11 protein-coding genes are annotated in these 17,110 nt (G+C 47.6%); 6 read left to right on the top strand and 5 right to left on the bottom strand.

Features of this window, described 5'->3' with window-relative positions:
* Window positions 1-4: 4 nt before the first annotated feature.
* The 3 genes from GPK83_RS10865 to GPK83_RS10855 form a co-directional block, all read right to left on the bottom strand.
* A complete protein-coding gene (locus GPK83_RS10865) occupies window positions 5-2,785 on the bottom strand; it encodes a YfhO family protein (RefSeq protein WP_252196322.1) in 2,781 nt (926 codons plus the stop codon).
* A gap of 57 nt (window positions 2,786-2,842) precedes the next feature.
* Window positions 2,843-3,343, bottom strand: coding sequence for a GtrA family protein (locus GPK83_RS10860; protein WP_117513148.1), 501 nt, complete (start codon window positions 3,341-3,343; stop codon window positions 2,843-2,845).
* A 215-nt stretch (window positions 3,344-3,558) separates the two neighbouring features.
* Window positions 3,559-4,839: an aminotransferase class I/II-fold pyridoxal phosphate-dependent enzyme gene (locus GPK83_RS10855; RefSeq protein ID WP_117513122.1), complete on the bottom strand. Its 1,281-nt coding sequence runs from the start codon at window positions 4,837-4,839 to the stop codon at window positions 3,559-3,561.
* A 251-nt stretch (window positions 4,840-5,090) separates the two neighbouring features.
* Between GPK83_RS10855 and GPK83_RS10850 the strand changes: the two genes are divergently transcribed.
* The 6 genes from GPK83_RS10850 to GPK83_RS10825 all read left to right on the top strand — a co-directional run bounded on the left by GPK83_RS10850 (window position 5,091) and on the right by GPK83_RS10825 (window position 12,900).
* Window positions 5,091-6,389 carry an ATP-binding protein gene (locus tag GPK83_RS10850; protein WP_215704759.1) on the top strand — a complete coding sequence of 433 codons (1,299 nt, stop codon included), beginning with the start codon at window positions 5,091-5,093 and terminating at the stop codon, window positions 6,387-6,389.
* Window positions 6,386-7,228, top strand: coding sequence for a response regulator (locus tag GPK83_RS10845; protein ID WP_215704758.1), 843 nt, complete (start codon window positions 6,386-6,388; stop codon window positions 7,226-7,228). The genes GPK83_RS10850 and GPK83_RS10845 overlap by 4 nt, the downstream gene beginning before the upstream one ends.
* Window positions 7,229-7,447: 219 nt before the next feature.
* Window positions 7,448-8,638, top strand: coding sequence for a sodium/glutamate symporter (gltS, locus tag GPK83_RS10840; RefSeq protein WP_015553794.1), 1,191 nt, complete (start codon window positions 7,448-7,450; stop codon window positions 8,636-8,638).
* Between the two features lie 221 nt (window positions 8,639-8,859).
* Entirely contained in the window at window positions 8,860-10,386 is a 1,527-nt protein-coding gene (locus tag GPK83_RS10835; protein ID WP_215704757.1) for a BCCT family transporter, read from the top strand.
* Between the two features lie 237 nt (window positions 10,387-10,623).
* Entirely contained in the window at window positions 10,624-12,033 is a 1,410-nt protein-coding gene (locus GPK83_RS10830; protein ID WP_215704756.1) for a cell wall-binding protein, read from the top strand.
* A 249-nt stretch (window positions 12,034-12,282) separates the two neighbouring features.
* Window positions 12,283-12,900, top strand: a complete 618-nt coding sequence (locus tag GPK83_RS10825) for a hypothetical protein (protein ID WP_215704755.1) — start codon at window positions 12,283-12,285, stop codon at window positions 12,898-12,900.
* Between the two features lie 221 nt (window positions 12,901-13,121).
* Here the strand turns inward: GPK83_RS10825 and prfB are convergent, their stop codons facing one another.
* Window positions 13,122-14,261: a peptide chain release factor 2 gene (gene prfB, locus GPK83_RS10820; RefSeq protein WP_117513149.1), complete on the bottom strand. Its 1,140-nt coding sequence runs from the start codon at window positions 14,259-14,261 to the stop codon at window positions 13,122-13,124.
* Window positions 14,262-14,409: 148 nt separating this feature from the next.
* Window positions 14,410-16,986 (bottom strand): preprotein translocase subunit SecA, encoded by a 2,577-nt coding sequence (gene secA, locus GPK83_RS10815; RefSeq protein WP_015553798.1) that lies wholly within the window; start codon window positions 16,984-16,986, stop codon window positions 14,410-14,412.
* Between the last annotated feature and the right edge of the window lie 124 nt (window positions 16,987-17,110).

Genomic DNA, 17,110 nt, shown 5'->3' with positions numbered 1-17,110 from the left:
TGATTTATAGTTTTTGATTATCTCGATCGATATCCTGTGACTCTTCTCTTCGTTCTCCTAAATACTCATCGGAAAACTCTTGTTTCTCATCCTCTTCGATTTCATCCGGAATTGTTTCGTCAGGGTCATCTAAGGCGTCCTCGTCATCAATATCCGGAATTTCCTCAAACTCAGGATCGTCGTCCGAAGACTCTTCTTCAAGTTTTCTCTGCATTTTCCAAATTTTTCTTGCCTCTTCCCTGGCTTTCCGCCTCTCCATCTCTCTGCGCAAAAACCATAAAAAGATCAGGATCATGATCGATCCGCCTGTGATCAGGCCGCCAGTCTTTAATCCCTCCGGGAAATAAGAAAAATCGATCACATGGTCCCCTGCACCCACATCGATGGCAAGGAATGCGCCGAACGCTTTCCTCGTCTCCACCTTCTGCCCGTCTACCTTCACAGTCCAGCCCTTATCGAAGGGGATCGATGTGAAGATCGTTCCAGCCCGGTCAGCAGTTACAGTTCCGGAAAGTTTCGTGTCCTTCCAGCTCGTCAGATACATCGGCATTCGGTTCAGACGGTCATAAACCTGAATCATGGCATCCTCGGAGAACCGGTAGGCAATGGCATTCAGCTGCTCACCCGCCTCATCCGCCGTGAGCTTCACTTCATATCCCGGAGACAGGGTTCCGAGTTCCAGAAGATATCCGCGGTCTACATTGCCAAATGACTTTGAACCCGACGGCAGATCCGCTTTCACGTTCTTCACCTTCTTATTCAGAACGAACACATAGTATTCCCCGGTCATATCCGGTGTGAAGGTGAACGTATTTTTATTCACTGTTCCGCCTGTATCTACAAGAACTTCGTCTGCCCCTGTGACCAGACACAGATCATTCTGTACTTCCGCGGGATTATCCATCTCATACTGCCAGTTCTCCTCAATATCCGAAGGAAGAACAAAGCCCAGCGGCAGTGTATACAGGTTCTCATAGAGATATGTCCCGCCGCTCTCCCTCAAATACATCATAAGCTCCGTGTTGGACACTGCATCGGAATAGAGCGCATATTTTACGGAAAAGATGCTGTCCACAAGCGGTGTGCTTCCCGTGATGCTGTAGGCGTTCGTGGAGGACTCGCATCCAAGCTTCTTAAAGACCTTCGATAGATCCGCATTTGCCGTTGAGGAGAACAGGGATACCGACGGGAAGTTCATCCATGCGCCATCGTTTTTCGTCTTTCTCGTCTTTTTCTCCACCCGGTAGAAATCCGATGCCGGTTCCAGAGAATCCTTCAAGATCCGGACCTCTTCGTTATCCGCAGTGTAGGATTCACGGCTCGTGGTCGTGACACTCGTCACGGTTGTATTGATGGCTGCCTCCATGGAGACCAGCGCCAGTGCCAGAAATCCGGCCAAGGCCCGCCTTCCTCCTTTATAAAGGTAGATCAGTCCCGCGTAAGCCGCAAGGAAGATGATCGCCACATAGTAGACAATAAAGTGGAAATGTTCCTGTGTCACCAGCTTTTCTGCCAGAAGTACAAAGCAGATGCTTCCCCAGAACGCGATAGCAACATACTTTTTCGGTGTTTCATCCAGATGCGCATAAGCCCGGAAACAGATAAATAGCATCAGGAAGATATAGATGAAGGACTGTCGGCACGGAAGGCTGTTCGGATAGTGGAATCCATGCCAGATAAAATTCAGCACATTCATGGAAAAGCTTGCAAAAAAGAGCAGCAACAGTCCGCAGTACACAGCCTTTTCTTTCACAGAGATCTTCTTACATGCCAGATATAGCAAAAAGAAGAGAAATACCGCGACGCCGCAGTAAATATTCGGCCAGTGGTCCAGACCGATCTCCGTCTCCACATTTCCGATATGGCGGGCGATCATATCGAAGATCGGGAAATAGGAAGTCCACGCCTTTGGGAAATCAAAGTTGCCGGATGCCGTACTCTGGAGCGCACAGATCTCCGGCAGCAGAACTCCCGCCGCGAGTCCGCCGGAAAGCAGGGAGTAGATTCCAAACCTCGCACAGCTCTCCACGTATTTTCTTACCGGTCCCGGTTCTTCCAAAATAAGAAGTGCGATGAAATAAAGCACCAGAAACAGGCAGGTCATGATGGAAATATAGTAGTTGGACAAAATGGAAAGCCCAAGGGTCACGCAGTAGAGCATTCCCTTCTGTTCCCTCACAAGACGCTCCAGTCCGTAAACGATCAGCGGGAAGAGGAGAATGCAGTCCAGCCACATGATATTCCAGCTGTACGCCGCCATATATCCGGACAACGCATAAAAAATCCCGAAAAATCCGACACCCAGAATACAGTTTTTACTGTGCTGTTTTAAATACCAGGCAAAGCTGAGTCCCGAAAGTCCGATCTTTATGACGATCATGATTGTCATGAATTCGATGATCAATTTTTTCGGGCAGAGCAGGATCAGCCAGTTTAAAGGGCTTGCGAGATAATATGCGTAAAGAGCCGCAAAATTAACACCCATTCCCACATCCCAGCTGTATAGAAGGCTTCCACCGGTCCGCAGCTTATACTGGAACTCCGAGAAGAACGGGGCGTACTGATGATACATGTCCGTCCTAAGAAAGCACCTCTCGCCGAACGGGAAGATCCCTCTCTGGGCAAATATGCAGATCATAACGAGCACCGGGACAAAAAACGCGATCATAAGACCGTCTCTCGGCTTTAGCACCGGCACCGTTCGTCGTTTCTTCTTACACGTTTCCGGGATTCTTTCTGGTATTTCTTCCCGGACTGTGTCATCAATTTCTTTTATTTCTGTCATACCGTAAAACTCCTCCGTCTACGCAAAAGGTATTTCGCACTTCAAGATCTGATCCGGTCATTTCTTTTTGTCATTCGTAAAAATCAGGATCTTGCTGAACACATAATTCAGTACCACGACCACGACCGAGATCAGAAGCTTGCAGAGAAAGAACTCCATCTTCATGAGATCCACCATAACAAACAGGGCAGCGAGGTTAAACAGGAAGGTCGCTACCCGGCAGAGAACAAATGAAACAAATTCTCTCCATACCTTCCCCGGATTCAGCGTATGGCTCTCAAATACCCACCACTTATTCGTCACAAAAGCGAACAGCACCGCAGCCACCCACGCAATGGTCTGAGCAGGAACCGGATCCATCTTCCATATATAATATAGAAGATTTGAGATCACATAGTCGATCACTGTTGTCAGAACACCGAAGATCAGGTAAGCGATCCCCTCGCGGGCCAGACCGGACTTTTTCTTTGCTGTTCCTGTTCCATTCGCCGGTTCCTGTATCTCCTTGGATTCCCCATTCCCCTGGCTGCTTTTCAGTTTCTCAATTTTTTCTTTCATAAACATTTCCGTCCTTTTCCAGAAGCACGCTGTCAAAACGTTTTTCCGGTATTTTTTCAAGGATTCCCCTACCGTTTTCGATAGTCTTTTTCATTTTAGTATACCAACGCAAAAAAGTAAAGGACTGACAGCCGGTAATTCGGCTGTCAGTCCCTCTTTTTTACGATCATTTCAGTTTTTATTTCTCCGGCAGCCTGTCTGCCGTTTTTCCCGCCTTATTCAGCAAGGAGCTTGTCGATACTTACAAGTTTTACGCATACGCAGAAAATCTCAGCCGCAAGCTTTAAATCTTCCAGTGTCGGGAAGGACGGAGCAATACGGATATTGGAGTCATGCGGATCCTTGCCGTATGGGTAGGTTGCACCTGCGCCTGTCATGACAACACCGGCATCCTTACACTTGGCAACGATCGCCTTCGCGCATCCATCAAGAGAATCGAAAGAAACGAAATATCCTCCGTTCGGTTTTGTCCACTTACCAATCTCAAGTCCGCCAAGCTCTTTATTTAAGATCTCGTCAACCGCCTCGAATTTCGGGCAGAGGATCGCAGCATGTTTTGCCATCTGAGCCTTGATTCCATCAAGATTCTTGAAGAAGCGCACATGACGGAGCTGGTTGATCTTATCATGGCTGATAAACTGTACGTTCATCTGTTTCTTCATATCTTCGATATTCGCCTTGGATGTAGCGATCGCGGAGATAGCGGATCCCGGGAATGTGATCTTTGCTGTGGAACCGATCTTATATACCATATCCGGATTTCCGGCCTTCGCGCACTCAGAAAGGATATCAAGGATATGATCCGGATGATCCGGGTGTAAATGATGTACGCAGTAAGCGTTATCCCAGATAATTCTGAAGTCTTTTGCTGCCGGCTTTAAGTTTGCGAATCTCTTTACTGTTTCGTCGGAATAGGACTGTCCGGACGGGTTCGAATAAAGCGGAACGCACCAGATGCCTTTTACAGTCTCATCGTTATTTACATATTTTTCAACAAGATCCATATCCGGACCATCGGCTGTCATCGGAATATTGATCATCTCAATACCGAAGTACTGGGTGATCGCAAAGTGTCTGTCATATCCCGGAACCGGGCAGAGGAATTTTACTTTGTCGAGTTTGCACCACGGAGTACTTCCGCAAACACCATGTGTCCAGGCACGGCTTACCGTATCAAACATCAATGTCAGGCTGGCATTTCCGTACATAACGATATTTTCAGCCGGAGCATCCATCATAGCTCCCATCAGCTCTTTTGCTTCCTGAATACCGGTCAGGATTCCATAGTTTCTTACATCGCCGTCAGCGGAGATATAGTCGCTGGAGCTGTTTAAGACATCCATCATCGGAAGGGAAAGGTCGAGCTGCTCCTTACATGGCTTGCCCCGGGCCATATTCAGGCTTAAATTTTTTCCCTGATACTCTTTGTACACAGCCTCAAGCTGCTCCTTTAAAGATGCAAGTTCTTCCTTTGACATTTCGCGGTATGGTTTCATGTCAGTATCCTCCTCAATTTTTCGTTTTTTACAGCACCGAAAACCCCTTACGGTGTCTGTCCCCTATGACTATATTATAATCGAAGACTGAAAATCTTACAATACAAAAAATAAAGTTTCACCCTATTTTTCTCACAATTTTGGGCCTTCTCACAAAAATATCTTAACCCTCGCTCCGTTGACTTTTTTTTAACAATAACGTATCATTATATTATTGATTTTTATCGAACAGCCACAGAGGGGGATACCGAATGATAAATGAAAATAAGAGCATCAGGGATCTGAAACGCATGGTTCTGATCGGAGCGATCGTCGCCCTCGTATCCCAGCTCTACTGGAATCTTTTTGTATATAATTTCCGTATCTCCTCTTCCGTTATCGTGCTCCCGGTCCTCTTAATGACGCTGGGAAAAAATCTTTCCACGACGATGACCTGTTCGGTAACTGCAGTGATCGTTTTTCTGTTCCGACTGATTGCAGCGGTAAACGGCGGTGCTGATCTCATAACATCCGCGGAAAATTTATTTCCAAACGCGGTCTTCTATTTCTGCTACGGGATCATCTTTAACGCCATGATCCCCGGAAAACATACCGTGTCCTTCAGCCGGTTATTTCCGGCGGTCTTTTTTGCAGATTTTGGATCGAATCTGGTGGAACTCTGTATCTCAGAGAGCTCACTTCACACTATGACACCGGAAAAGGCCGGATACCTTCTCCTGATCGCCCTGTTCCGGACTTTCCTCACAAGCCTGATCTTAATGGCGGAAAGTCACTACCGGACTCTTTTAAAAAACGAAGAGCACGAGAACCGTTACCGCCGCCTGTTCTTAATGACTACAGGCTTAAAGAATGAGATCTACTTCATGCGGAAGAATTCCGAGGAGATCGAATCCGTCATGGCGAACGCCTATAAGCTCTACGAGAAGTTAAACGAGATGGACGTGCCGGATGATATGAAGCACATGTCACTCTCCATCGCGCGGGATGTCCACGAGATCAAGAAAGACTATATCCGGATCATTCAGGGAATTGAGGAGGAGATCTCCGAGGAGTACGATGAGAAGCGGATGAGCTTTCAGGATATCTTAAAGATCCTCGAAGACACCACCTACCATATGCTGGAGGCGAAAAATGTCCATATCCAGCTTGAGTTCCGATGCTCGGACAACTTTATGACCGAGGAGCATTACGAACTCATGGCCGTGTTGAAAAATCTTGTCAACAATGCCATTGAGGCCATCGAATCCGACCGGAAGATCGGCACGATCTGCATCGAAGAGCACCTTCGTGACGGGAACTACATCTTCTGTGTCACAGATGACGGACCCGGAATTTCCTCCCGCCATCTGCCGAATATTTTTAAAATGGGATATTCAACGAAATTTGACCATAAAACCGGAAATATCTTCCGCGGTGTCGGTCTTTATGGGGTAAAAATGACCGTGGAAGAACAGTTTAAGGGAAGCATCGAAGTGAGATCGGAGCAAGGCAGCGGAACTGCCTTTACTGTTATGATTCCGGCTGCGTCCCTTGTGGAGGAAGAATTATGAGGATCTATATCGTAGAAGACGACCTGTCCGTCATCAACATTTTAGAAGACATCATCGAGGCACAGGGACTCGGAGAAATCTGCGGCGACTGCGGCGGAGAGCCGGCAAACCTTGCCGACGTTCTGCGGTCAAAGCCTGATGTTGTCCTCGTCGACTTTTTCATGCCGGTAAAGGACGGCGTTGAATTTGTAAAAGAACTGCGTACCGTGAACACCACGATCAAATGTATTATGATCTCTCAGGTGTCCGCCAAAGAGCTGATCAGCAAGGCCTACAGCGCCGGGATCGACTTCTTTATCAGCAAGCCGATCAACCTGATCGAGGTCCGTTCCGTATTAAAAAATGTGGAACAGCAGATCACAAATGAACACACTCTGGCGAATATCCGCCGGATGTTCATGAACGAAATCGACAATATGCCAAAGGGAACGAAACCGGAATCAGATGATTACGGCAGAAAGTTAAAATACATCTTAAACCGCGTCGGCATGTCCGGAGAAAAAGGATGTCCGGATATCATAAAGATCTGCGAATATCTTCACGAGAATCATATTCCTGTATCCAACTTAAGCGTGTCACAGATGTGCGAGGCGGTCAGTGATTCCCCGAAAAATATGGAGCAGCGGATCCGCCGTACCATCGCAGCCGGAATGTCCAATATCGCCCATATGGGAATCGAGGATTTCATGAACGAGACCTACACCCTGTACTCCGGAACCCTGTTCTCCTTTGAGGATGTGAAGGCGGAGATGGACTATCTCAGAGGAAAGCGTTCCTCCGGAGGCAAGGTCAGCATCAAAAAGTTTATTGACGGGCTGATGCTGGAAGCGGAGCGCTAAAATATGTTAATTTCTATGCGCCGGAATATCGCTTTCTTCGGCGTATTTCTTTTCCGGTTCAGAACTTTTCACATGTTTTCAACTATTACATGTAGAAATCTTGTTAAGAATTTACAATTTTTTGTTAAGTAATTTTTGTAACTTTTTGTAACTTTATGATTTTTTTTGAAGGAACATTCTTATACTCTGACCATAAAAGGTATGGAGGTATAAAAAACTATGTTACAAATTGAACTTAACATGTATCAGGCAGTCGCAGTTGCTGCTCTCGTTCTGCTTCTTGGACGTTTCCTTGTAAGCAAGATCCCATTCTTAACAAAATACTGTATTCCTGAGCCGGTTGTCGGCGGCGTTGTTTACGCAGTTGTTCACCTGATTTTAAGATCCGCAGGAATCCTCGAAATCTCTTTCGACAACACTTTACAGTCCTTCTTCATGACTGTATTCTTCTGTAGCGTTGGTTACACCGCATGTTTCCGTCTCTTAAAGAAGGGCGGCGTTCAGGTACTCTTATTCCTGTTAGTTTCCATTATCATGGTTGCTCTTCAGAATGGCCTTGGCGCTGTACTTGCCGGTGCTTTCCATCTCGACCCGAGACTTGGTCTTGCGGTTGGTTCCATCCCGATGGTCGGCGGACATGGTACCGCAGGTGCATTCGGACCGGTTCTTGAGGAAGCTGGTGTTGCAGGCGCTAACGCGGTTGCGATCGCATCCGCAACCTTCGGTCTTGTTGCCGGCTGTATGATCGGCGGACCGCTCGCTTACCGTCGTATCCATTCCCTGAACTTAAAGTCCACAGAGACTGCTACCGGCAGTGATGAGGTTACAGTTGATAAGAACGAAGTTACCGGCGCGATCGATTCCAGAAGATTCCTGGACAGCGCATTATACCTTGCAATCGCAATCGGTGCCGGCACGATCGTTTCTTTATTCCTTAACAAGTTAATGACATTCCCGAGCTACATCGGAGCAATGGTTGTTGCTGCTATCATCCGTAACATTGTTGACGCAACCCACAAAGATATGCCGATGGAAGAGATCAGCACGATCGGAAGCTTCTCTCTTTCCTTATTCCTTGGTCTCGCAATGATGGGATTAAAGTTATGGCAGCTTGCAGAGCTTGCACTTCCGATGATCGTAATGCTTGCGGCACAGACAGTTCTCATGGCAATCTTCGCTTACTTCGTAGTATTCAACCTTCTCGGAAAGAACTACGACGCAGCCGTTATGACATCCGGCTTCTGTGGATTTGGTATGGGTGCTACACCGAACGCTATGGCAAACATGCAGGCGATCACCGCAAAGTATGGTCCGGCTCCGACCGCATACTTCGTAGTGCCGTTAGTAGGAAGTCTGTTCATTGATTTCTTCAATGCACTTATTATTACGACATTTATGAACTTCCTGTAAGATCCAATTTGGGATCATAGATTGTAACTCTTGAAAAAGGGCCCGCACCGGAATCCTGGGGTATGTTCCGGTGGCTGGGCCCTTTTTCATGGTGTCATGCCATAGAATGCAAAGCAGACAATTCCGTTTAAGATTCTCTTGCATTCTCCCTCCTACAGTGCTATAATGTTCAATATCTTGATAAATATTTAATTTTTGAACATCGTAGGAGGTTTCAAATTATGAGTTCCAAAAATTCCGAAACACCATTAAAAGACCGGATCGACTGGGTCACTGTGATCGTACCGTTTCTTGCGATCCTGGCGCTCTGTGTCTGCTTCATCCTGATGCCGGACGCGTCAAAGAGCGTTCTCGACACGATCCGTTTTATCCTTGGCGATACCTTCGGCCTGTTCTATCTCGCCGTCGGTCTCTTTGTCTTCCTGCTATCCCTGTATCTGGCATTTTCCAGATTCGGTACGATCCGCCTCGGGAAACCGGATGAAAAGCCAAAATATCCCCTCTTCGTCTGGGCGAGCATGATGTTCACCTCCGGACTCGCAGCCGATATCCTGTTTTACTCCTTCTGTGAATGGATCCTTTACGCGAACGATCCGCATATCGCAGAGCTCGGTTCCATGCAGACCTGGTCCAGCACCTACCCACTGTTCCACTGGGGTCCGATCCCGTGGGCATTCTATCTGGTACTCGCCGTCTCCTTCGGCTTTATGCTTCATGTGAGAGGCTGTCATAAGCAGAAATATTCAGAAGCCTGCCGCGCGCTGCTCGGAAACAAGGTAGATGGGATTTCCGGAAAGCTCATCGACCTTCTGGCGCTCTTTGCGCTCCTCGCAGGAACCACAACGACATTTGCACTGGCGACTCCGTTGATGTCCCAGGTACTGACGACCCTGTTCCACCTTCCATCCTCCAAATGGATAACGATCGCGATCTTAGGCGTCACCTGCGTCTTCTACACATATGCCCTGCTCCACGGCATGAAGGGGATCTCTCTGCTTGCAAAGTCCTGCATGTATCTGTTCTTTGCCCTGCTCGCATATGTGCTGTTCCTCGGCGGTGAGACACGGTATATTCTGGAGACAGGCTTTGCGGCTGTCGGAAATCTTGCTCAGAATTTCCTCGGCCTCGCAACCTTCACAGACCCGCAGCGGACCACTTCCTTTCCGCAGACATGGACGATCTTCTACTGGGCCTACTGGATGGTGTGGTGCGTGGCATCTCCGTTCTTTATCGGATCCATCTCCCGCGGAAGAACGGTGCGGCAGACGATCCTCGGCGGATATGCCTGCAGCGTCAGCGCTACATTCTTAAGCTTTATCATTTTAGGAAACTACAGTCTCGGACTTCAGGTAAGCGGAAAGTTAGATGTTATGGCGATCTATGCCGCCGGCAGCGATCTCTACACAACGATCATCGCCATCATCCAGACACTGCCGCTTGCACCGTTTGTCCTTGTGCTTTTAATCGTTGCCATGGTGGCCTTCTATGCTACCAGCTTTGACTCCATCGCCCTTGTAGCCTCCTCCTACACATACCGCCAGATCACCGGTGACGAGGAGCCGCACAATGCAGTAAAAGCCTTCTGGGCGATCCTGTTGATCCTGCTGCCCATGGCGCTTGTATTTTCCGACAGCTCCATGGCAAACCTACAGAGTGTCTCCATCATTGCAGCGTTTCCGGTAGCGTTCGTGATCCTGCTGATCATCGCCAGCTTCTTAAAGGACGCGTCGGATTACCTGAAATCATAAAATAGGAGCTACGAAACGTACGGATCGATCACTTTCATCATAAAGTTTGATCCGTACGTTTTTCTTAAACAATTTGTAATTCCCCTGCCACACATTTACCACAAGTTGAAGGGAAAATACCATTGTCATAAATCGGAATTCTGGTATAATAGAATATGTAAACAATTTGAGAATTTTCAGCAGCCGTGAAAACAACGATCTGGCTGCTGTTACAATTTCTATGAGGAGGAAAATTAAATGAGAAAGAAAAATTTCTGCCTGGCAGTACTTTCCGCATCCGCAGTTCTCGCTCTGGGTGCTTCATTCAGTTCTTTTGCTGCCTGGAAGTCTGTAAACAGCGAATGGGTCTATACTGACAATAACGGCAACAACGTGACAAGCGCATGGAGATCTGACAACGGCGAGTCCTACTATCTCGGCTCTGACGGATATATGGTCCGCAACACACTTCTTGAGGACAACGGAAACTACTACTACTTAAGAAACGGCGGCCAGATGTTAAAGAACGGCTGGCGCTTCCTTGAAAACCCGAGCTGGCAGGGCGACAATAAAGTTGGCGACGCAAGCTGGTACTACTTCGACAACAATGGACGCGCACTCCGCACGACCGGAGACAGCGTGAAGATCGCTGATATCGGCGGAAAGAAATATGCGTTTGATATGTATGGAAGAATGCTCACAGGCTGGATCACAGCCGCAGGTGAAAATATCTCCGATGATTCCGACTGGGCATCTGCTACATACTACGGTGACTCGGAAGGCGACGGAAGTCTCGTTACAAACGCCTGGGTATACATCAGCGTTAAGGACGATGACAACGAGGATGATAACGAGCCGACTTACCACTTCTACTTTGGTTCCAACGGTAAGAAGACTGTCAGCACAGAGAAGACCATCGGCAATGTAAAATACACCTTCGATGAGAGAGGTGTTGCTCAGGATTCCTGGGTACACAACAGCGACAAGGGTACTTGGAAATATTACGGTGATGAAGAGGAACCGAAGCTTCATACCGGCTGGTTCGAGACTGTTCCACCTAAGGATCTCAACAGCGATGACCACGAGAGCGGTACGACTCATTGGTATTATGCAAACTCCAAGGGTGAGATCACAATGAATGAGTTTAAATCTATTGATGGTAAATCTTATGCATTCAACGATAAAGGTGAGATGGTGACTGGTTTAAGAATCTTTACCTTTGAAGACTCTTCTTTAAAGAAAATCAGAGGCTACAGTGATGAGATTGATTCTGCTGATAAACTTGACAATGAACTTGGCGATGATCAGAGAGTCTTCTATCTTACAAGTACTGGCGCAAAAACAGGCACTGTCTCTGTGACTCTTGACGGCATAACCTATAACTTCAACTTTAAATCCAATGGTTCTCCGAAGGGTGCTGGCTCTAACGGCTCAGTTGATGGATACCTGTATAGAAATGGTATGCGTTTGAGAGCAGATGATGATACAAAATACCAGATTAGGGAATATGGTGGCATCAAATATCTCTTAAACGAAAACGGTACTATTCAGAAAAACAAAAAAGACATAAAAGATTCCGATGGCTATTACTATTGTACAAAGAGTACAGGTGAAGTAACCTATGGACCAAGCGAGACCTCTTATAAGGATTCCCAAAAGAACAAGTAAGTAATAAAACCTGATGATATGTTACCTATTTAAACATATCATCAGGTTTCTTTTTGCCTATTTTCTATTTACGCTAAAAATAACTTGCATTCACAAATCTTTTTACCTTTCCTCTTCTCCTTGACACACCTCCGCCACAGATTCCTCAAGGTTTCACCACAAAGTATTCACAGCTTAATCACATTTCACTGATATACTTATTTTATCAAAAGGAAAACATAACCAACCAAAAATTCAGGAGGTTTCACTATGAAAAAGAAGATTATGACTCTCGCGCTTACCGCAGCAATGGCTGCTTCTATGGGAATGACTGCGTTCGCAGGACAATGGGTACAGAACACCACAGGCTGGTGGTGGCAGGAAGACAACGGCTCCTACCCGGTATCCCAGTGGAAATGGCTGGATGGAAATAATGATGGCATCTACGAATGCTACGCATTTGATTCAAATGGATATATGTACGCAGATACAACAACCCCGGACGGCTATACAGTAAACAAAGAAGGCGCCTGGACCATCGGCAATTCCGTACAGTTAAAATTTGCGAAAGATATGCAGAATGAATCCGGTTCCAACGACAATACCGCTGCTGATAACAGCACATCTGACAATACTGTTTATACAAACGAGGATATGGTCGGAACCTTCCGGATCAACGATGAGAACAGAGAAGATTACTTTGAGTTTATGCTCGGTGCCGGCGATTCTATTGCGGCATTCTACTATGATACCGATGGAGATACCCATATATACAGCTTCTCTAAAGTCAGCAATACAAAATACCGCGATTCCTCCAATTCACGTAATCTGACGATCGTAGATTATGATACGATCATTGTAAACGACAGAACCTATATCAGGGACTAATCGCTAATAGTTGACCATTCCATTCCTTGAAGACATGAAGTTTTCTTCCTGTCGACTATAATTTCTATACCCGCTTCCAGCCCTCGGCATGAAATACTCCTGCCGGGGGCATCTATGATACAGAAGCATATAGAAAAAGCGTATCAACCGATGTTTTATCACATCTTTTGATACGCTTTTCTCGTGATAACAGTTTCGCCTCATGGCATTCCCGTCTCTTACTATTCTACATCCTGTCCGCCCTTCACCTGCGGTCGTCCGAGGCTTTCCCATTTTAAGAAGGCACTGATGAATCCGTCAAGTCCGCCGTCAAGCACAGCGTTTACGTTTCCGCTCTCGAAGCCGGTGCGGTGGTCTTTTACCATCGTGTACGGCTGAAGCACATAGGATCGGATCTGGCTGCCCCATCCGATATCTTTCACATCGCCGCGGATGTCGGAGAGCTTCTCCGCGTTTGCCTGCTGCTTTAACATATACAGTTTCGCTTTTAGCATCTGCATTGCCTTGTCCTTGTTCTGGAACTGGGAACGCTCATTCTGACACTGCACAACAACGCCAGTCGGGATATGGGTGATACGGACCGCGGAGGATGTCTTGTTGATGTGCTGTCCACCGGCACCGCTGGAACGGTAGGTATCAATCCTTAAATCATCCGGATTGATCTCGATATCAAGGTCTTCCTCAATATCCGGCATTACATCGCAGGATACGAAGGATGTCTGTCTCTTTCCGTTGGCGTTGAACGGAGAGATCCTTACAAGGCGGTGTACACCTCTCTCGGACTTTAAGTAACCGAACGCATTCTCTCCGTTGATCTGGATCGTAACCGACTTGATTCCGGCTTCCTCGCCGTCCAGGAAGTCGAGTACCTCCACCTGGTACCCTTTTCTCTCTGCCCAGCGGCAGTACATACGGTATAACATGCTGCACCAGTCACAGGACTCTGTTCCGCCCGCTCCGGCATTCAGTCTTAAGATCGCGTTGTTGTTATCGTACTCCCCTGTGAGAAGTGTGCGGAGACGGAGTGCGTCGAGCTCAGATGTGAACTCGTCGAGCATCTCCTGGATCTCCGGAACGATCTCCGGATCATTTTCCTCGTACCCCATCTCGATCATCAGACCGATCTCTTCGTACTGATTCTGGAGCTTGTTGTACTCTGCGACCGTATCTTTCAGGTTTTTCGCTTCCTTCACGAGTCTCGTGGATTTCTCCGCATCCTCCCAGAAGCTCGGCTCCTCCATGGTCTTGTCCAACTCGTCGATCCTTCTGATCTTCGCTTCCAGATTCAGGGAGTCCCTGACCTCCTTCAGTGGAGTTTCATATGTGGATAATGTATATTTAAACTGGTCTAACTCAACCATAGAATCTGTCCTTTCTAATAACATTTCACCAAGGCCGCCTGTTCCCTGTGCGGACCATACGGAATGTTACCTTTCTTATAATGATTTAACAAGGTCAGCGCAGAGGTTCCGCGCTGACCATCATTTCATAAAACAATTGGTATTGATCCTATGCTAACGGTTTTCTTCCGCAGCACTGTTTATATTTCTTGCCGGATCCGCACGGACACGGATCATTCGGGTAGATTTTCTGTGTCTGACGTCTCTGCGGAGCTCTCGCCGCGGAATCGTCACGGTTTGTACCTGTAACCTTGGCAGCCGGCTCTCTCTCCACCTTCTCCTCTACACGGATATGGCAGAGAATACGGATCGTATCTTCACGGATCGCCGCAGTCATATCATCGAACATCTCGTAAGCGTTCATCTTGTACTCTACGAGCGGATCACGGTTGCCGTAAGCCTGTAAACCGATACCTTCGCGGAGCTGATCCATATCGTCGATATGGGACATCCACTTATTGTCGATCACCTTTAAGAGTACGACACGCTCGATCTCACGAACCTGCTCTGCATCCGGGAATTCTGCCTCCTTCGATTCGTAGAACTTCGTTGCCAGTTCTTTTAACATGTGCTTGAATTCGTCCTTGCTCATCTTGCTGATCTCGTCAGTCAGCTCGATCGGCTTTAACGGGATGATCGGAAGAAGAAGATCATTTAATTCCTTGAAGCCCCAGTTCTCCGGAGTCTGCTCGTCACTGACGGACATATCCACAGCGCCCTCAACGATATCGTTGAGCATCTTCATGATCAGCTCACGCATGTTCTCACCGTCGAGTACCTGACGGCGCTCAGCATATACGACCTCACGCTGCTCGTTGTTGACCTCATCGTACTTTAAGAGGTTCTCACGGATACCATAGTTGTTCGTCTCGATCTTCTGCTGTGCTTTTTCGATCGCGGAAGATAACATCTTGTGCTCGATCTGCTCGTTCTCCGGAACGCCGAGGGCATTGAACATGCTCATTAACTTGTCGGAACCGAAGAGGCGCATCAGATCGTCCTCAAGGGAGATATAGAAGCGGGACTCACCCGGATCGCCCTGACGTCCTGCACGTCCGCGGAGCTGATTATCGATACGTCTGGACTCATGACGCTCTGTACCAATGATCTTTAAGCCGCCGAGAGCCTTTGACTCGTCGTCAAGCTTGATATCGGTACCACGGCCTGCCATGTTCGTCGCGATAGTCACCGCGCCGTGAATACCGGCCTGAGCTACGATCTCAGCCTCCAGCTCATGGTACTTTGCGTTTAAGACTTTATGCGGAACCCCGCGCTTCTTTAACATCTGGCTTAACATCTCAGATGTCTCGATGGTGATCGTACCGACGAGGACCGGCTGTCCTTTCTCGTGGGCCTTTACGATCTCCTCAACAACTGCATGGAATTTCTCTTTCTTTGTCTTATATACCGCGTCATTTAAGTCTTTACGGATAACCGGACGGTTTGTCGGGATCACGATAACGTCCATACCGTAGATATTGCGGAACTCTTTCTCCTCCGTCTGGGCTGTACCGGTCATACCGCCTTTTTTCGCATACTTATTAAAGAAGTTCTGGAATGTGATCGTCGCGAGGGTTCTGGACTCTCTCTTAACGTTTACATGCTCCTTCGCCTCAATGGCCTGATGGAGACCATCGGAGTAACGGCGGCCCGGCATGATACGTCCTGTGAACTCATCAACGATCAGGACCTCGTCGTCCTTGACCACATAGTCCTTATCGCGGAACATGAGGTTGTGGGCGCGGAGTGCAAGGATAATGTTGTGCTGGATCTCCAGGTTCTCCGCATCCGCGAGGTTGTCGATATGGAAGAATGCCTCGACCTTCTTAACACCCTGTTCTGTCAGGTTTACGACTTTCTCTTTCTCATTTACGATGAAATCACCGGTCTCGGTGATCTCCTCGCCCATGATGGCGTTGAGCTTGTTAAACTCGCCGGATTCCTCACCGCGGACTAACTGCTTTGCGAGAACATCACAAACCTCATAGAGCTTTGTGGATTTTCCACTCTGTCCGGAAATGATAAGCGGGGTTCTCGCCTCATCGATCAATACGGAGTCCACCTCATCGATGATACAGTAGTCGAGATCACGGAGTACCATCTGCTCTTTGTAGATCGCCATATTGTCACGAAGGTAATCGAAACCGAGCTCGTTGTTTGTCACATAAGTGATGTCACACTGGTAAGCGGCTTTTCTCTCCTCGGAGGTCATGGAGTTTAATACCACACCGACCTTTAAGCCGAGAAACTCATGAACCTGTCCCATCCACTCGGCATCACGTTTTGCCAGATAGTCGTTGACTGTTACGATCTGAACGCCTTTTCCGGCGAGGGCATTTAAGTATGCCGGACAGGTAGAAACAAGAGTTTTACCTTCACCTGTCTTCATCTCAGCGATACGTCCCTGGTGAAGGACGATACCACCGATGAGCTGTACCGGATAGTGCTCCATCTTTAAAACTCTCTTGGCTGCCTCCCTGACGGTTGCGAATGCCTCCGGCAGAAGATCATCCAGAGTCTCCCCCTGTGCGAGGCGCTCTTTGAATTTTCTTGTCTGATCCTTTAATTCTTCATCAGACATCGCCTGCATGGTCGGACGCATTTTTTCGATCTTATCGACGATCGGGTAAATATACTTTAATTCCCGGTCACTGTGCGTACCAAATACTTTTTCAACAAAATTCATTCTGCTTGTTCTCCTACATAAATAAATATACACATGCAGCGATACCCTTTTATCCATCTCGCGGGAGTTATCCACGGATACACGGTCTTTCAAACGCCGGAGCCGGATTTTATCCACATGACGC

Origin of the sequence: Clostridium sp. MCC328 (genome assembly GCF_018785465.1) — a bacterium.
GTDB lineage: Bacteria > Bacillota > Clostridia > Lachnospirales > Lachnospiraceae > Pilosibacter > Pilosibacter fragilis.
This window is presented reverse-complemented; position numbering and strand designations above follow the sequence as displayed.